The organism is uncultured Roseicyclus sp. (genome assembly GCF_937892565.1).
Lineage (GTDB): Bacteria > Pseudomonadota > Alphaproteobacteria > Rhodobacterales > Rhodobacteraceae > Roseicyclus.
In genome coordinates, this window is the sequence record NZ_CALAHQ010000018.1 from 1 (window position 1) to 16,707 (window position 16,707).

Sequence of the window (16,707 nt, forward strand, 5' to 3'; positions counted from 1 at the left end):
GGGCATGGGGATCTGGTTTGGGCTGGCGCGGACAAGACGCCCGATCATGCGCTAGGGCGCGCTGCCATCGGTTGCGGCGCGCAAGGTCATCACGGCGCCATCCGGGCCCAGCAAGACAAGCGCGCCGGTCGCGTCGATGTCAAAGCCCCTGACCACGGACAGCGCTGCAAGAAAGCGGCGTTCCTGATCCATCAGCGCGGGCGCACAGGCCATCATCGTGGCCCCCGCAGGCCCGATGCTCAGCGTCTCGCCGGTCAGATCAAAGCGGGCGAACCAACGGTTGCACCCGCCCGAACCCGCGACACGGCCATCGGTGCCAAATCCCAGCGACACCCGCGCGCGATCGATCACACCCGCGCCGGCGATATCCTCGACCAGCCAGGTCCGACCATGCAGGAGACGGGCGGGATCGCCGCCACAGCCATGGATCGTGTGATCGCCCATCGACAGGGCGACGGTCTCGGGATGCGGCATGCCGGTCATGGTGTCGCGACAGATCACGGGGCGGCGCAGCAGAACGGCGCGCAAGGCGCGGTCGGGATCGGCCGCAATCACCACAATGTCCCCGGCATCGGTCATTTGCGGCGCCGTGAGCGGCAGGATCAGATCCTGCATCCCCAAGCGGCTCAGGGCCATTACCCCCGCATCGACCCTGACCGACCAGAAGGGTTCGTTGCCGCCCCCGCGCCACGGCGTCTCGGGGGTGGGCAGGGCGAGATGACATTGTGCCAGCTCGATCCCGTCGACCGAGACAAGCGCCGCGTCGGATCGCGACCAGAAAGAGGTCATTGGATCGTCCGGGGCCTCGTATCGGGCCCCCGATGCGGCGGGAACGGCGCGCAAGAGCCGGCGCGCGCCCGCCACATCCAGCACCAGACCCGTATCGGACAACCCCACATGCACATCCACGGCGCCACAGCGGTAATCGGCCACAAATCCCATGGGCGTGTGACGGGCCAGCATGATCTCGCCCAGATCATCGGCACCGTCGGGTGCAACGGTAACAGGCGCACCCAGCCAGACCACACGGCCCCCGATGGCCAGACCGGCGCGCAAGCTGCCCGTGACGGTGTCGGGAAGGTCGATCTGAAACATGATGGGCACCTGCTGCCCGTCGGTCGGGATGCGCGCCTCGGCCAGACGCGACAGATCAGGGCCCAGCACCTCGATGATCACACGCGCCTCGGGTGCAAGAGCCATGCGTTCAAGATAACTGACGCTGCCCGACAGGCTGCGCTGGTCTTGCGCGATCAGCGCATGGGGCAGCACCATAGCGGCAAGGAAAACGAACACACGCCACATGACAGGGCCTCTTGCGGTAACTGGAGACAAGCATAGCCAACGCTGCGCTGTGCGCAAAGTGCTTGCGCACAAGCCTTGGGCCCTTGTCACGCGGTCGTGTCAGGCCACAGGCAAACGCCGTTCGACGATCTCGGCCCACCAGCTGCACCCGGCAGGGATCGCATCATCGTTGAAATTGTATTTGGGGTGGTGGACATTGGCGGTATCGCCATTGCCCACCAGAATATAGGCGCCGGGCCGGGCGTTGGACATGAAGGCGAAATCCTCGCCACCCATGACCAGCGGCGCCTCGGCGCAATCGCCCGCGACGGCGCGCGCCACATCGGCGGCAAATTCGGTCTGGGCGTCGGAATTGACCATCACCGGATAGCCGCGCCGGTAATCGACCCGCGCCACCCCGCCAAAGGTCGCGGCGGTGCCTTCGGCGATGGCCTTCAGCCGCGCCTCGGCCATGTCCTGAATGCCCGCATCAAGCGTGCGCACCGTGCCCTTGAGATGCACGGTTTCGGGGATGACGTTATAGGCTTTCGACCCCGTCTCGAAGCTGGTGACCGAGACCACGACCTGTTTCACCGGGTCGGCATTGCGGCTGGCGATGGTTTGCAAGGCCAGCACCAGATGCGAGGCGATGACCGTGGTGTCGAGCGTTTCCTGCGGTTTGGCGGCATGCCCGCCCTTGCCCGTCAGATAGATGTCGAACTGGTCAGCGGCGGCAAAGAAGGGGCCAGAGCGGATGGCAAAGCTGCCCGTGGGCACGCCGGGCCAATTGTGCATCCCATAGACCTCGGCGATGTTCCAGCGGTCCATCATGCCATCATTGACCATCTCGCGGCCGCCGCCGCCACCCTCTTCGGCGGGTTGAAAGATCACCGCCACCGTGCCGTCGAAATTGCGCGTTTCCGCCAGATATTTTGCCGCCCCAAGCAGCATCGCGGTATGCCCGTCATGGCCGCAGGCATGCATCGCCCCGGGGGTTTTCGAGGCGTAGTCGAGCCCCGTCGCCTCGTGGATCGGCAATGCGTCCATATCGGCACGCAAGCCGATCGTGCGGCCCGATGTGTTCGATCGGCCCTTGATGATCCCCACGACGCCCGTGCGCCCGATGCCGGTCACCACCTCGTCACAGCCGAAATCCCGGAGCTTGTCGGCCACCATCGCCGATGTGCGGTGCGTCTCGAACAGGATTTCGGGGTGTTCGTGCAGATCGCGCCGCCAGGCGGTGATCTCGGGCAGAAGCTCGGCGAAACGGTTCTTGACGGGCATCTTTGATCTCCTTCTCAAGGGTCAGGCGGTCGGCAATCGTCGCTCGACCAGTTCGGCGAAGAAACTGCACCCATAGGGGATGGCCTCGTCGTCGAACACATATTTCGGATGGTGGCACATGGGCGTGTCGCCATTGCCAAGGAACACATAGGCGCCGGGGACCTGTTCCAGCATGTAGCTGAAATCCTCGGACGGCATGATCGGATCGGCGTCGTCGATCACGTGAAGCCCAACCGCGCGCGCGGCGTCTGCGGCACGCGCGGCGCCTTGTGGGTCATTGACCGTCACCGGATAGCCGGGATCCCAGATCATTTGTGCCGTGGCGCCATAGGCGGCGGCGGTATGGGTCACGACATCGCGAATGCGCGCCTCGGCGATGGTGCGATATTCGGGGTCAAGCGTGCGCACCGTGCCGGCCATCCGCGCCTCATCCGGGATGATGTTGGAGGCGGCGCTGTCGGTCCAAAAGGTGCCAACCGTAAGGACCACGCGCTTGAGCGGATCGACATTGCGCGACACGATGGAATGGAGCGCGATCACGATATGGGCGGCAACCAATGTGGTGTCGATGGCGCGATGCGGTTCGGCGGCATGGCCCCCCTTGCCCTTTACGATGATCTCGAACTCGTCCGAACTGGCCTGAAGCGGGCCCGGGCGGGTCATGAGCGTGCCCAAAGGCACGCCGGGCGCATTGTGGATGCCATAGACCTCATCCATCGGGAAGCGGTCAAACAGGCCATCATCGATCATTGCCTTGGCGCCTGCCCCGCCCTCCTCGGCCGGTTGAAAGATCACCACCACGCTGCCGTCGAAATTGCGCGTCTCGGCCAGATATTTGGCCGCCCCGAGCAGCATGGAGGTATGCCCGTCATGGCCGCAGGCATGCATCTTGCCCGGAACCTTCGAGGCATAGGGTAGCCCCGTGGCCTCTTCGATGGGCAGCGCGTCCATGTCGGCACGCAAGCCGATGGCGCGCGTCGATGTGCCCCGCCCCCGGATGATGCCCACCACGCCGGTGCGCCCCACGCCCGTCACCACCTGATCCACGCCAAATTCGCGCAAGCGCGCCGCGACAAAGGCCGCGGTTTCATGCACCTCATAGAGCAGTTCGGGATTTTCGTGCAGATGGTGCCGCCAGCCCATGATCTCGGGCAGCATTTCGGCAAAGCGGTTCTTGATCGGCATGGTTCTTTCCCTCAGCCCGCAGGCATGCGGCGTTCGACAAGCTCGGCAAGGAAGCTGCATCCATAGGGGATGGCCGCATCGTTGAAATCATATTCCGGGTGATGCACCTTGGCCGTGTTGCCATTGCCGATATGCACGAAGGCACCGGGGCGCGATTGCAGCATGTAGCTGAAATCCTCGGCCCCCATGCGCGGCGGACGGCCCCAGCGCACGCGCCCCGGACCGGCGACCGCCTCGGCCACCTCGGCGGCGAGACGCGCGTTGTCCTCATGGTTCACGGTCACGGGATAGCCGCGGTCATAGGTGATCTGGGCGCTGCACCCATAGGCCTCGGCGGTGGCGGTCACGATGGCCTTGATCCGCGCCTCGGCCAGATCGCGCACCGCTTCGTCGAGCGTGCGCACGGTTCCCGCCAGCGTCACGGTGTCGTCGATCACATTGGTGGCCGCCGATTCCGTCTGCATCACACAGATCGACACGACCACCGATTTCAACGGATCGACCGACCGGCTGGCCACGGTTTGCAGCGCCATGACCGTGGCACAGGCCGCAGGCACCGGGTCGATCACGTTATGGGGCTGGGCGGCGTGGCCGCCGCGCCCACGGATGACCACGCGCAGCTCATCGGCCGCCGCCATGATCGGCCCGGGCGCCACGCCGAATTCGCCCACGGGCAGACCCGGTTCATTGTGCATGCCATACACCTCGGCGATGCCGAAGCGGTCCATCAGACCATCCTCGATCATCGCAAGCGCGCCCGCGCCGCCCTCTTCGGCGGGCTGGAAGATCAGCACGACCGTGCCGTCGAAATTGCGCGTCTCGGCCAGATATCTGGCCGCCCCCAACAGCATCGCGGTATGCCCGTCATGGCCGCAGGCATGCATCTTGCCCGGTGTCTTGCTGGCATGGGGCAGCCCGGTCTTTTCCGACATGGGCAGCGCATCCATATCGGCGCGCAGGCCCACACAGGCGCCCCGGCTGTCCGACCGGCCCCGGATAAGGCCCACCACCCCCGCCCGGCCCACGCCCGTCACCACCTCATCACAGCCGAAATCGCGCAGCTTTTGGGCCACCAGCGCCGAGGTGCGCGCCAGATCATAGAGGATTTCCGGATTTTCATGCAGATCGCGCCGCCAGGCGGTGATGTCATCGTGCAATTCGGCCAGACGGTTCTTGACGGGCATGGCGCTATCGCTCGTTCAGCATGCCCAAAAGCCGCTCCATGAAGCCCTCGCCACGGGTCAGCTGTTCGACATGCATGTATTCATTGGCCTGATGGGCCTGTGCGATATTGCCCGGCCCGCAGATGATGGCCGAATAGCCTGCGGCCTGAAACTGACCGGCTTCGGTGCCGTAGCTGACCACGCTTGTCCCGTTCTCGCCGGTCAGGCGGCGGATCAGCGCCTCGGCCACGCCATCTGGTTCGGCGCGCAGGCCCGGCACATCCCAGCGCGGCACGACGGTGATGCCGGTCTCGGGGCGCACAGCCTTCATGCCCGCCTCGATGCGCGCGATCTCGGCCATCATGCGGGCGGCCCATTGGGTGTTGGGCTCTTGCGGGATGCAGCGCGCGGTCAGCACGAATGTGCAATCCTTGGCGGTAATGTTGTGGGCGGTGCCGCCCTGGATCATGCCCACATGCAGCGTGGTATAGGGCGGGTCGTAATCGCTGGCGGGATCGGCTTTTGCGGCGTTTTCGGCATTGGTGCGATTGGCCCAGTCGATCAGGCGTGCCGCCTCCATCACCGCCGAAACGCCGGTATGGGCGATCGAGGAATGCACCTCGTAGCCGTGGACATGCAAATCCAGCCCCACGCCGCCCTTGTGGCCATTGACGATGCCCCATTCGGTCGGCTCGCCGATGATGGCCAGCGCGGCCTTGGGCATATGGGCCTGCATCGCGGCGATCATCGGCGGCGCGCCGGTGCAGCCGATTTCCTCGTCGCGCGACAGGCACAGTTGCAAGGGCCGCTTCACGCCGCGCCGGTGCGCCTCGACCGTGGCCCAGATGGCGAGCGCATCGAACCCCTTCATGTCGCAGGTGCCACGCCCGTAAAGCTTGCCGTCCTTTTCAAGCACGCTGAAAGGATCGCTGGTCCATGCCTGACCATCGACAGGCACGACATCGGTATGGCCCGACAAGATCACGCCGCCGGTGACATCGGGGCCTGCATGGGCATAAAGGCTGGCTTTCTGCCCGGTCGGATCGTAATCGCGATGGCTGGCGATGCCATGGCTGGCAAGGTAATCCCCGACCCAATCCACCAGCGCAAGATTGCTGTCGCGGCTGACCGTGGGAAAGGACACAAGCTTGTCCAAGAGAGCCCGGGGGCTCAAAACATCCGTCATGGCATGCTCCGGCTTGGTTGTAGCCTCGACCCTGTGCCAGCGACGCGGGGCCGTCAAGCCCGAGCGCGCGAAAGCTGCTCAATCGCTGAGCAAATGATGAAGCATCTGGCATGATGCGATGATTGCGGCTTGTCGCATGGAAAATTCATGTTAGCGTCGCCGAAATCTTCAGCCGCTCACCCCACCACAAGAAGCGGCGCGCCAACAGGATGGGGAGCATCTGCTGATGCCCGATGGGGCCACGCCCTTTGTCCTTGATGTCAGGGACCTCAAGACGGTTTTTCGCACCCGCAGCGGTGAGGTCCATGCCGTCAACAATGTCAGCTTCACGCTGAAGCCGGGTGAATTGCTGGGTGTGGTGGGTGAATCGGGTTCGGGAAAATCCGTGACGATGATGTCGCTGATCCGGCTCCTGCCGATGCCACCGGCCGAAATTCGGGGCGGTCAGGTGCTGTTCGAAGGCCAGGATCTGGCCCATGCGCCCGAAGATGCGCTGCGCGCCATTCGCGGGGCACGCATAGGGATGGTGTTCCAGGACCCGATGACCTCGCTCAACCCCGTCTTTACCGTGGGCTATCAGATCATGGAGCCGTTGCGCACCCATATGGGCCTGACCAAGACGCAGGCCGCGACCCGCGCGGCGGAATTGCTCGATCTGGTCGGCATTCCGGATGCGCGCGCGCGGCTGGCCGATTACCCCCACCAGTTTTCAGGCGGCATGCGCCAGCGCGTGATGATCGCCATTGCCCTGGCTTGCGAGCCCAAGGTGCTGATCGCCGATGAGCCGACGACCGCGCTTGATGTGACGATACAGGCGCAGATCCTTGAACTGATCAAGGAGCTGCGTCAGAAGTTGGGCATGGCGATTGTCTGGATCACCCATGATCTGGGCGTGATCGCGGGTATCGCGGACCGGGTGATGGTGATGTATGGCGGCCAGGTGGTGGAACAGGCCCCGGTGCGGGAATTGTTCGCCAATCCGCAACATCCCTATACCCGCATGCTGCTGGAAACCGTGCCGCATATTCGCGGCGCACGCAACGACAAGCTGCGCGTGATCCAGGGCCAGCCGCCGATACTGTCCAAACCACCCGCAAGCTGCCCCTTTCGCGCGCGTTGTCCACAGGCCTTCGATCGCTGCGCGCGCGAAAATCCGGCGCGCTTCGATCTGGGCGCATCCCACGACGTGGCCTGTTTTTGGGATTTCAAATCGGGGGCCGCGCGCCATGTTTGACACCAGCGGCGCGAGGAAACTGGTCGAAGTGCGCGACCTCAAGATGCACTTTCCGATCCGCACCGGGCTGATGCGCCGCCTGACCGGGTCGGTCAAGGCGGTGGATGGCGTCAGCTTTGACATCTACGAGGGCGAAACGCTTGGGCTTGTGGGGGAATCGGGCTGTGGGAAATCGACCTGCGGGCGGGCGATCTTGCGGCTCTATGACCCCACATCCGGCTCGATCGTGATCGATGGCGAAGAAATCGCCCACGCCCCCTTTGACAAGCTGCGCCGCCTGCGCCCCAAGATGCAGATGGTGTTTCAAGACCCGCAAGCCAGCTTGAACCCGCGCATGACGGTCGCGGGCATCATCGGTGAGCCGCTGCAGGAACATACCGACCTGACCGCGGATCAGCGTCTTGAGCGCATCTACGAGTTGATGGATGCGGTGGGGTTGAACCGCGATTTCGCCAATCGCTATCCGCATGCCTTTTCAGGCGGCCAGCGCCAGCGCATCGGGATTGCGCGCGCCTTGGCCTTGAACCCGAAATTCATCGTCTGTGACGAACCCATTGCGGCGCTCGATGTGTCGATCCAGGCGCAGGTGGTCAACCTGCTTGAGGAATTGCAGGCCCGCCTTGGGCTGACCTATCTGTTCATCTCGCATGATCTGTCGATGGTGCGTCACATCGCAAATCGTGTGGCGGTCATGTATCTGGGCCGGGTGGTCGAACTGGCGCCGCGCGACGCGCTGTATGAGGACCCGCTGCATCCCTACACGAGGGCGCTGTTGTCAGCCGTTCCCGAACCCGACCCGGCCATCCATGACGCGGCGAACCGGATCATCTTGCAAGGCGATGTGCCATCGCCCGCCAACCCGCCCGATGGCTGCAATTTCTGCACCCGCTGCCCGCAGGTGATGGAAATTTGCCGCCGGATCGACCCCGACATTCAGGAGATCGCGCCGGGCCGGTTTGTGGCCTGCCATCTCTACACCAAAGAAACCGAGAAGACTGCAGCGCATGCGGCACAATCCACCGGGGCATGAGCACCCAACAAGGAGAGAGAGACAGACCAATGAAAAAACGGTATTCCCTTTTGCTTGGCGCGACCGCGCTGGCCCTTGCGCCGGCTGCGGCCATGGCCGAACGCGGAGCGTCGGGCCATCTCAACATCATTTACTGGCAAGCCCCCTCGACGCTGAACCCGTATCTCTCGGGCGGCACCAAGGAGGTCGAATCAGCCTCGCTGATCCTCGAATCGCTGGCCCGCTTCAACCAGGACGGCACCATCACGCCGTGGCTCGCCGAAAGCGTGCCGACGGTTGAAAACGGCGGCATCTCCGAGGATCTGACCTCGATTACCTGGACCATCGCCGATGGCATCACATGGTCGGATGGATCGGCGCTGACCGCGGCTGATTTCGTCTTTACCTGGACCTATTGCACCCATCCCGAAGGCGGCTGCGCCCAGTCGAGCTATTTCGACGGCGTGACCGCGATCGAGGCGGTCGATGACCGGACGATCCGCATCTCCTTCGCGGAGGCCACGCCCTTCCCCTACACGGCCTTCGTCGGCTCCGAGAGCCCGGTGCTCCAGGCCGCGCAATTCGCCGATTGCCTCGGGGCGCGCGCGCCCGAATGCACGGATGCGAATTTCGGCCCCATCGGCACCGGCCCCTTTGTCGTGGATGAATTCCGGCCCAACGACGTGATCGAATTGTCGGCCAACCCGAATTTCCGCTTTCCCGACCGTCCCCATTTCGCGACCGTGACCTTCAAGGGTGGCGGCGATGCGACCTCGGCGGCGCGCTCGGTCTGTGAGACCGGCGAGTTTGACTACGCCTGGAACCTGCAGATGGATCCGACCATTCTGGCGGGCATGGAAGCACAGGGCCGCTGCGTGGTCATGACATCCTTCGGCACCTCGGTCGAGCGGATCGAAATCAACCAGACCAACCCCGATGCGGCGCTGGGCGATACCCGCTCTACCGCCGAAGGCGGCGCGCACCCCTTCCTGACCAACCAGACCATCGTTCAGGCGATGTCGATGGCCATCGACCGTCAGTTGATCGTGGATGTGGGCTATGGCGCCGGTGGCAAGGCCACCTGCAACGTGCTGCCCGCGCCCGAGCTTTATGCCTCGACCGCGAATGACGCCTGCCTCGTGCAGGATATTCCCGGCGCCATCGCGCTTCTGGATGGGGCGGGGATCGTGGACAGCAATGGTGACGGCATCCGGGAATACAACGGCATGCCGCTGCGCGTGCTTTACCAGACCTCGACCAATGCCGTGCGTCAGGACACGCAGGCGCTGATCAAGCAGTGGTGGTCGGAAATCGGCATCGATGCCGAGCTTCGCAACATCGACGCTTCGGTGTTCTTTGGCGGCGATCCGGCATCCCCGGATACCTTCCAGAAGTTCTTTGCCGATGTGCAGATGTACACCAACAACTTCGCCGGTGTCGACCCACAGGCCTATATGGCCGACTGGGCCTGCGATCAGGCACCCAACCCGTCGAGCCAGTGGCAGGGGGCCAACATCCCGCGCTTCTGCATGGCGGAATACGATGCCATGATCCGCGAGATGGCAGGCACAGCCGATCTTCAGGAACGTGGCCGTCTGGCGCGCGCCATGAACGACATGCTGATGCAGAACTATGCCATCGTGCCGCTGGTGCATCGGGGTGGCGTTTCGGCCCGTGCCGCCACGCTGGAGGGGCATCTGATGTCGGATTGGGACAGCGAACTGTGGAACATCATGGATTGGCGCCGCGCCCAGTGACGGTGTGATCTGACACAGGCCCGCGCCGCCCCTCGTGGCGCGGGCCATTTCCTGACCCGAAACTTCTGACCCGAGGCGTTGGCCCCATGCTGACCTACACGATCCGGCGATTGATCCTTGCGATCCCGACGCTTCTGTTCATCAGTTTCATCATCTTTCTGATCGTCAAGCTGTCGCCTTCGGATCCGACGGCAAGCCTGCCGCTGACCATCCCGCCCGACGTGCGCGAACTGATCCGCGAAAGCCTTGGCGTGAACGATCCCGTTTTTGTGCAGTATTTCAAATGGCTCAAGCTGATGGTCTGGGATGAGCCGCTGCATTTCATCGAAGGGGCGACCGGCTGGCCGGTGGCCCCCGAAGGCCCGCGCATCATTTCCTACCAGACCCGCAGCCCGGTGATGGATCTGATCGCCCAGCGCATGCCCCAGACGCTCTGGGTGGTTGGCACATCCTATATCGTGGGCATCCTGATCGCGCTGCCCTTGGGCATCATTTCGGCCTACCGGCAATATTCGATCTTCGATCAGGTCGGCACCTTCATCTCGATGGTGGGGTTTTCCGTGCCCACCTTTTTCACCGGTGTGCTGTTCATCGTGATCTTTGCGGTGAACCTTGGCTGGTTTCCGTCGGTCTACAACACCACCCATGTGGTGACCGACTGGGACAGCTTTGTGGTGCAGCTCAAGCAGATCATCATGCCGGTGATGGTGCTGGGCCTGTACAATGCCAGCCAGATCAGCCGCTACCTGCGCGCCTCGATGCTTGACAATCTCAATCAGGATTATGTGCGCACCGCGCGCGCCAAGGGGTTGACCGAAAAGATCGTCGTGCTGGTGCATGTGCTGAAGAACTCGATGATCCCGGTGGTGACCGTGATCGCGCTGAACGTGCCGGCCGTGTTCGGCGGCGCGATCATCACCGAACAGGTGTTCAAGGTGAACGGCATCGGCCAGCTTCTGATCATCGCGATTCAAAGCGGCGATGTGCCAGTGGTGCAGACCGTCAGCTTCATCTTTGCGGTGCTGATCGTCCTGTTCAGCCTGATTGCCGACATCTTGTATGGCGTGCTTGATCCGAGGATCCGCTATGACTGAGACCGCAGATCGCACCGCAGCGCCCGCACCGGCCACACCCGCCCTTGCGGCAGAATTCGAGACCTATGCCGCCCCGCGCAATCAATGGTGGGATGTCTGGGATCAATTCAAGACCCACAAGGGTGCGCTGTTCGGGCTTGGGTTTTTCGTCTTCACGCTGCTGTTTGTCTTTGTTGGCCCGCTCGTGTGGACGATGGACCCGCAATTCATCGACATCCGCGCCCGCAATGCAGGGCCCAGCCTTGCCCATCCGATGGGCACCGACCAGCTGGGCCGCGATACCATGGCGCGGATGATGGCGGGCGGGCAGACCTCGATCGCGGTGGGCCTGACGGCGATGGCGCTGGCCTTGCTTCTGGGCACGCTGGTGGGGGTTCTGGCGGGGTATTTCCGGCGGCTTGACGGGTTGTTGATGCGCACCACCGATCTGTTTCTGGCAATGCCGCTCTTGCCGCTGTTGCTGGTCACGATCATGCTGTTTCGCGACCCGCTGCGGGCGAATTTCGGCCCCGAAGGCGGCATTTTCGTGCTGATCGTGTTCATGATCGGCGTCACCTCATGGATGCAGACCGCGCGCGTGGTGCGCGCCGAGGTGCTGGCGCTGAAGGAACGCGAATTCGTTCTGGCCGCCCGCTCGATCGGCACGCCCAGCCGTCGCATGATCACCCGTCATCTGTTGCCCAATGTGATGTCGCCCATCATGGTGTCGGCGACGCTGGGCATTGCCAATGCGATCATCACGGAAAGCGCCTTGTCCTTTCTGGGCCTTGGGTTTCCGTCGGATTTCCCGACATGGGGGCGGCTGTTGTTTGACGCCACCGATTGGCTGACGCAGAATCCCGAGCGCGTGATCTGGCCGGGGATGGCGATCTCGCTCACGGTGCTGTCGGTGAATTACATCGGCGATGGTTTGCGCGACGCGCTTGACCCGCGCATTCGCGGGCGCTGAACCGCCCGCGCAAGCGGGGGCGAAAAACCTTGGGTTTTTCGCGCGGGAAAACTCCGGTTTTCCCCTCCCTTTGCGAGCCGCGCTTGCGGGTCCGACCGGGGCGGCCTAAGCGGAGGTGGAAAGCATATCCCGAAAGGCAGGCCCATGCCCTGGCTCTATCTTGCCATTGCGATCGCCGGTGAAATCATCGGCACCACGGCGCTGAAGGCCTCGGATGGCTTCACTCGCCTTGGGCCCAGTGTGCTGGTTGTCGCGGGCTATGGCATCGCTTTTTTCATGCTGGCTCAGGTGTTGCGTACCATCCCCCTGGGCATCGCCTATGCGATCTGGTCAGGCGTGGGCGTGGCCGCGGTCACGGTGATCGGTTGGGCGATGTATGGCCAAAGGCTGGATCTGCCCGCGCTCTTGGGGATCGGGCTGATCGTGGCAGGGGTCGTGGTCTTGAACATCTGGTCAGGGGCCACGCATTGACGCCACGTCGTGAGGGTCTTGCCCCTTGACGCAAGGCAGCGCATCGCTACCTGATCGGCACAAGACCGCCCGGAGGACAAATGGCCACCACCCTGACCGTCAACGGCACTGCCCATCTGGTCGAATTGCCCGGCGACATGCCGCTGTTGTGGGTCTTGCGCGATGCGCTGGGGCTGACGGGCACCAAATATGGCTGTGGTGTTGCAGCCTGCGGGGCCTGCACCGTCCAGATCGAAGGTCAGGCCGTGCGATCGTGTCAAGTGGCGCTGTCCGATGTCTGGGGGCCTGTCACCACCATCGAAGGTTTGGGCACGCCCGCCGCCCTTCATGCCCTGCAACAGGCGTGGATCGACCATCAGGTCGCGCAATGCGGCTACTGCCAATCGGGCCAGATCATGCAAGCCGCCGATCTATTGGCCGTAACCCCCGCGCCCACCGATGCCGATATTGACGCCGCCATGGCGGGCAATCTGTGCCGCTGCGGCACCTATCCGCGGATCCGTGCGGCCGTCCATGCCGCCGCCGTCGCCCTGCGGGAGGGTTGAGGCATGGCCAATTGGGGCAAGATCGCACGCCGCACGTTCCTGATCGGGTCGGCCGCCATGGCCGGGGGCGTGGCATTCGGCGTCTGGCAATACCGCCGCGAACTGCCCAACCCGCTGGACCCCGGCGCCGATGGGGTGGCATTGAACCCGTGGATCATCATTGATCAAAGCGGCGTCACGCTGATCGCGGCGCGCGCCGAGATGGGGCAAGGTGTCTACACCACCCTGCCCGCGCTGTTGGCCGAAGAGCTGGACGTGGCATGGGACCAGATCCGGGTCATTCACGGGCCCGCCGCGCAAGCCTATTTCAACGCAGGCCTGATGAGCCATGCGCTTCCCTCGACAGATTACGACCGCACCGGCTTTCAGGAAGTGATGGTCGAGGCGATGTCGGTCTTGCCCAAAATGATCGGTTTGCAGGTGACGGGCGGGTCTACCTCCAGCCTGGATGCCTATGACAAGCTGCGCCAGGCGGGGGCCACCGCGCGCGAGGTGTTGAAACAAGCAGCCGCAGATCGGCTGGGCGTCGCCATGGGCAGCCTTGAGACACGCGATGGCCGCGTGATCGCACCGGGGGGCGTCGAACTCAGCTATCAGGATCTGGCCGAAGATGCCGCCCGCATCGGCCCCCCCCGCCAGGTCGAATTGCGCCCGGCGTCGCAATGGAAATACCTTGGCCGTGCCATGCCGCGGCTCGACATGGTGGAAAAGGTCACGGGAACCGCTCAATTCGCCATCGATGTACGCCTGCCCGGTATGCGCTTTGCGACGGTGCGGATGAACCCGCATCTGGGCGGCGCGATGGTGTCCTTTGACGCGCGCGCGGCGCTGGCGATACCGGGGGTAGAGCGGGTGGTCGATCTGGGCCATGGGATCGCGGTGGTGGCGACGACCACCTGGACGGCCATGAAGGCCGCCGAGGCCGTGGCGATCGAATGGGCCCCCGCCCCCTACCCGGACAGCTCGCTCGAAATGCTGACCGTGATCCGCGCCGCGCTGGATGGCCCCGCCAATTCCAAGCTGCGCGACGACGGCGATGTTGATGCCGTGCAGATTGGCGCCGAAGACCAGGTGATCGAGGCCGAATACAGCGTGCCATGGCTGGCCCATGCCACGATGGAACCGATGAGTGCGGCGGCGCATTTCACCCCCCGCGGGTTGGACATCTGGACCGGGTCGCAAGCGCCGGGCTTTGCCGAAATGGCGGCCGCGCGTGCTGTGGGACTTGCGCCCGAACAGGTGCGCTGCCACGTCACCTATCTGGGCGGCGGGTTCGGGCGGCGTGGCGAAAATGATGTTGTCGTGCTGGCCGCACGCATCGCACAGGCCATGGCGGGCACGCCGGTGCTGGTGACATGGTCGCGTGAGGAAGACATGCGCCATGATTTCTACCGCCCCGCGGCCTGTGCCCGGATGCGGGGCGTGCTGCGCGACGGCGCGGCCCTTGCCCTTGATGGTCGGGTGGCCGCGCCATCGGTCAGCCGTCAGGCGATGGCGCGCATGACGGGCAACGCGCCGCCCGGCCCCGACAAGGGCCATGTGGAGGGGATGTTCAACCAACCCTACGCGATCCCCCACTATCGCGTGACCGGGCATCTGGCCGAATTGTCCGTGCCGATCGGCTTTTGGCGGTCGGTCGGCAATTCCTTCAACGGCTTTTTCATGGAAAGCTTCATCGACGAGATGGCGATTGCCGCAGGCCGCGATCCCTTGGCGTTCCGGCTGGACTTGGCCGAAGCCGAACATGCGCCCAGCGCAGGCGTTTTGCGTGCCGTGGCCGAAATGTCGGGCTGGGATCGCGCGCGCGCGCCCGGAACCGGCATGGGCGTGGCGATGACCCATTCCTTTCACACGCCCGTGGCCGTCGTGATCGAAGTGACCGATCAAGACGGCGCCATTGCGCTCAGCCGCGCGTGGATGGCCTGTGACGTCGGGACCGCGCTCGATCCTTCGATCATCGAGGCGCAGATGGTGGGTGGGCTGGTCTATGGTCTGTCGGCTGCGATGATGGAAGAAATCAGCTTTTCGGGTGGCACTGTCGATCAGGGCAATTTCACCGAATATGACGCGCTGCGCCAACACCAGATGCCGCAAGTCGCGGTGCGTATTCTGGAAACTTCGGGGCATATCGGCGGTGTGGGCGAACCCGGAACGCCCCCCGCCGCACCGGCGCTGGCCAATGCGATCTTTGATCTGACGGGCACGCGCATACGTGACCTGCCGCTCAACAAGCGGCTGCGCTTTGTAAGCTGACAGTCGGTGATCTTGGCGCAAAAACACGCCCGGTCGACAGCGCCCGGGCCGCCACGCGATCGGGTGGGATGCTAAAGACGGTTCAGCTTGCTTTGCAATTCGGCCAATTGGCGCTTGATGTCGTCCAGTTCCTGGGAGGCAGGCTTGTCATCGCCGTCGTCGGTGGCCGGGCCTGACCATTGCGCGCCGATGCCGCCCGTCATCGCCTTCAGGAAGACCTCTTGCTGGGCGCGCATCGCCTCAAATCCGGGCATTTTCGCCAAAGGATTGATGACGGTGATGTTTTCCATCATCTTCGATTGGCCCTGCTTGAGCATTTCGAAGCTCATGGTCAGGAAATCGGGCACAACGGTCGAGGCTTGGTTGGTGTAGCTGCGCACAAGATCGGTCAGAACCGCGATGGGCAGAATGGTTTCGCCACGGCTTTCATGTTCGGCGATGATCTGGAGCAGATATTGCCGGGTCAGGTCATCGCCGGATTTGAGATCGACGATCTTGACCTCACGGCCACCACGGATGAAGCCCGCGATATCCTCCAGCGTCACGTAATCCGAGGTTTCGGTATTATAGAGCCTGCGGCTTGCATATCGCTTGATCAGAAGCGGTGCGCTTGTGTCCGCCATGAGCCGTATCCCTTCGTGCCATGCAGCATGCAAAGCCTACGCGCCTGAGCGGGAAATGCAAATTTATTGTGCACGGGCAGAAAATGCGAAGGACAGGCCACATGGGCCTGCCCTTCTGGTGTTCATGCCTGCGGGGAGGACGCCGGCACGAATTCCTGTGCGCTTGCGCGTCGCTCACTTGGCGGCGGAGGCGGCTTTCTTGGCAGCGGTCGTCACTTCGGCGGTCGCTTTCTTGACGGCAGCGGTCGCTTCTTCGGTGGCTTCCTTGCCGGCAGCCATCATCAGCTCGACCGTTTCCATCTGCACTTTCTTGGCGATTTCCGCGAAAGCTGCCATGGTTTCAGCAGCCATTTCAGCCTGAGCCGACGCGAAATCGGTCACCGATTTGGTGTAGTCGGTCGGCTCGGATTTGGCGGCAGCAACATTGGCCAGCTTGGCAATGGTGTCCTTGGTCCATTTTGACGAGATGTCGGTGGATTTCTCGGCGGCGTCCAGAATGACCTTGGTCATCTTTTCGCCCATCGCAGCCGAGGATTTGAAGGCGTCGGTCATGGCCGTCATGTCCATCGGGTAGCTCGACATCATGTCGGACATCATCTTGGTGAAATCGTTGGTCTTGGGTGCCATTGGTCTTCTCCGGGGTGGGCCCCGGTACAACGGGGCTGTGCTGTGC

At 63.6% G+C, this 16,707-nt stretch carries 15 protein-coding genes; 8 read left to right on the forward strand and 7 right to left on the reverse strand.

Features of this window, described 5'->3' with window-relative positions; genetic code table 11:
* Positions 1–51 precede the first annotated feature (51 nt).
* The 5 genes from Q0094_RS02425 to argE all read right to left on the reverse strand — a co-directional run bounded on the left by Q0094_RS02425 (position 52) and on the right by argE (position 6,099).
* Complete coding sequence (locus Q0094_RS02425) at positions 52–1,302, reverse strand: META domain-containing protein (RefSeq protein ID WP_297614887.1); 1,251 nt, start codon at positions 1,300–1,302, stop codon at positions 52–54.
* A 99-nt stretch (positions 1,303–1,401) separates the two neighbouring features.
* A complete protein-coding gene (locus tag Q0094_RS02430) occupies positions 1,402–2,565 on the reverse strand; it encodes a M20 aminoacylase family protein (protein ID WP_297614889.1) in 1,164 nt (387 codons plus the stop codon).
* 21 nt (positions 2,566–2,586) lie between these two features.
* Positions 2,587–3,750, reverse strand: coding sequence for a M20 aminoacylase family protein (locus Q0094_RS02435; protein WP_297614892.1), 1,164 nt, complete (start codon positions 3,748–3,750; stop codon positions 2,587–2,589).
* An 11-nt stretch (positions 3,751–3,761) separates the two neighbouring features.
* Complete coding sequence (locus Q0094_RS02440; RefSeq protein ID WP_297614894.1) at positions 3,762–4,934, reverse strand: M20 aminoacylase family protein; 1,173 nt, start codon at positions 4,932–4,934, stop codon at positions 3,762–3,764.
* A 4-nt stretch (positions 4,935–4,938) separates the two neighbouring features.
* Positions 4,939–6,099, reverse strand: coding sequence for an acetylornithine deacetylase (argE, locus tag Q0094_RS02445; protein ID WP_297614896.1), 1,161 nt, complete (start codon positions 6,097–6,099; stop codon positions 4,939–4,941).
* A 226-nt stretch (positions 6,100–6,325) separates the two neighbouring features.
* Here argE and Q0094_RS02450 point away from each other — a divergent pair, with 226 nt between their 5' ends.
* The 8 genes from Q0094_RS02450 (at position 6,326) to Q0094_RS02485 (ending at position 15,411) form a co-directional block, all read left to right on the forward strand.
* Entirely contained in the window at positions 6,326–7,333 is a 1,008-nt protein-coding gene (locus Q0094_RS02450; RefSeq protein WP_297614899.1) for an ABC transporter ATP-binding protein, read from the forward strand.
* Positions 7,326–8,363, forward strand: a complete 1,038-nt coding sequence (locus tag Q0094_RS02455; protein WP_297614901.1) for an ABC transporter ATP-binding protein — start codon at positions 7,326–7,328, stop codon at positions 8,361–8,363. The genes Q0094_RS02450 and Q0094_RS02455 overlap by 8 nt, the downstream gene beginning before the upstream one ends.
* 29 nt (positions 8,364–8,392) lie before the next feature.
* Positions 8,393–10,099 (forward strand): peptide ABC transporter substrate-binding protein, encoded by a 1,707-nt coding sequence (locus Q0094_RS02460; RefSeq protein ID WP_297614903.1) that lies wholly within the window; start codon positions 8,393–8,395, stop codon positions 10,097–10,099.
* Between the two features lie 86 nt (positions 10,100–10,185).
* A complete protein-coding gene (locus Q0094_RS02465) occupies positions 10,186–11,193 on the forward strand; it encodes an ABC transporter permease (RefSeq protein ID WP_297614905.1) in 1,008 nt (335 codons plus the stop codon).
* On the forward strand, positions 11,186–12,142 hold the full coding sequence (locus tag Q0094_RS02470; RefSeq protein WP_297614907.1) for an ABC transporter permease: 957 nt from the start codon (positions 11,186–11,188) through the stop codon (positions 12,140–12,142). Before Q0094_RS02465 ends, Q0094_RS02470 begins: the two co-directional genes overlap by 8 nt.
* A 144-nt stretch (positions 12,143–12,286) precedes the next feature.
* Positions 12,287–12,613 carry a multidrug efflux SMR transporter gene (locus tag Q0094_RS02475; RefSeq protein WP_297614909.1) on the forward strand — a complete coding sequence of 109 codons (327 nt, stop codon included), beginning with the start codon at positions 12,287–12,289 and terminating at the stop codon, positions 12,611–12,613.
* An 80-nt stretch (positions 12,614–12,693) separates the two neighbouring features.
* Positions 12,694–13,158: a (2Fe-2S)-binding protein gene (locus tag Q0094_RS02480; RefSeq protein ID WP_297614911.1), complete on the forward strand. Its 465-nt coding sequence runs from the start codon at positions 12,694–12,696 to the stop codon at positions 13,156–13,158.
* A gap of 3 nt (positions 13,159–13,161) precedes the next feature.
* Positions 13,162–15,411, forward strand: a complete 2,250-nt coding sequence (locus Q0094_RS02485) for a molybdopterin cofactor-binding domain-containing protein (RefSeq protein ID WP_297614913.1) — start codon at positions 13,162–13,164, stop codon at positions 15,409–15,411.
* Positions 15,412–15,482: 71 nt separating this feature from the next.
* On the opposite strand, the gene phaR is transcribed toward Q0094_RS02485, so the two are convergent.
* Together phaR and Q0094_RS02495 are read right to left on the reverse strand one after the other, a co-directional pair.
* Positions 15,483–16,034, reverse strand: coding sequence for a polyhydroxyalkanoate synthesis repressor PhaR (phaR, locus tag Q0094_RS02490; RefSeq protein WP_297614915.1), 552 nt, complete (start codon positions 16,032–16,034; stop codon positions 15,483–15,485).
* Between the two features lie 174 nt (positions 16,035–16,208).
* Positions 16,209–16,661: a phasin family protein gene (locus Q0094_RS02495; RefSeq protein ID WP_297614917.1), complete on the reverse strand. Its 453-nt coding sequence runs from the start codon at positions 16,659–16,661 to the stop codon at positions 16,209–16,211.
* Positions 16,662–16,707: the final 46 nt, after the last annotated feature.

What these genes read in the sequence shown, in the direction of transcription:
- Q0094_RS02455 (WP_297614901.1), top strand. Translation starts at nt 7,326, where the DNA reads ATGTTTGACACCAGCGGCGCGAGGAAACTGGTCGAAGTGCGCGACCTC.
- Q0094_RS02435 (WP_297614892.1), bottom strand. Translation starts at nt 3,750, where the DNA reads ATGCCGATCAAGAACCGCTTTGCCGAAATGCTGCCCGAGATCATGGGC.
- Q0094_RS02470 (WP_297614907.1), top strand. Translation starts at nt 11,186, where the DNA reads ATGACTGAGACCGCAGATCGCACCGCAGCGCCCGCACCGGCCACACCC.
- Q0094_RS02450 (WP_297614899.1), top strand. Translation starts at nt 6,326, where the DNA reads ATGCCCGATGGGGCCACGCCCTTTGTCCTTGATGTCAGGGACCTCAAG.
- phaR (WP_297614915.1), bottom strand. Translation starts at nt 16,034, where the DNA reads ATGGCGGACACAAGCGCACCGCTTCTGATCAAGCGATATGCAAGCCGC.
- Q0094_RS02425 (WP_297614887.1), bottom strand. Translation starts at nt 1,302, where the DNA reads ATGTGGCGTGTGTTCGTTTTCCTTGCCGCTATGGTGCTGCCCCATGCG.
- Q0094_RS02480 (WP_297614911.1), top strand. Translation starts at nt 12,694, where the DNA reads ATGGCCACCACCCTGACCGTCAACGGCACTGCCCATCTGGTCGAATTG.
- Q0094_RS02475 (WP_297614909.1), top strand. Translation starts at nt 12,287, where the DNA reads ATGCCCTGGCTCTATCTTGCCATTGCGATCGCCGGTGAAATCATCGGC.
- Q0094_RS02495 (WP_297614917.1), bottom strand. Translation starts at nt 16,661, where the DNA reads ATGGCACCCAAGACCAACGATTTCACCAAGATGATGTCCGACATGATG.
- Q0094_RS02430 (WP_297614889.1), bottom strand. Translation starts at nt 2,565, where the DNA reads ATGCCCGTCAAGAACCGTTTCGCCGAGCTTCTGCCCGAGATCACCGCC.
- Q0094_RS02440 (WP_297614894.1), bottom strand. Translation starts at nt 4,934, where the DNA reads ATGCCCGTCAAGAACCGTCTGGCCGAATTGCACGATGACATCACCGCC.
- argE (WP_297614896.1), bottom strand. Translation starts at nt 6,099, where the DNA reads ATGACGGATGTTTTGAGCCCCCGGGCTCTCTTGGACAAGCTTGTGTCC.
- Q0094_RS02465 (WP_297614905.1), top strand. Translation starts at nt 10,186, where the DNA reads ATGCTGACCTACACGATCCGGCGATTGATCCTTGCGATCCCGACGCTT.
- Q0094_RS02485 (WP_297614913.1), top strand. Translation starts at nt 13,162, where the DNA reads ATGGCCAATTGGGGCAAGATCGCACGCCGCACGTTCCTGATCGGGTCG.
- Q0094_RS02460 (WP_297614903.1), top strand. Translation starts at nt 8,393, where the DNA reads ATGAAAAAACGGTATTCCCTTTTGCTTGGCGCGACCGCGCTGGCCCTT.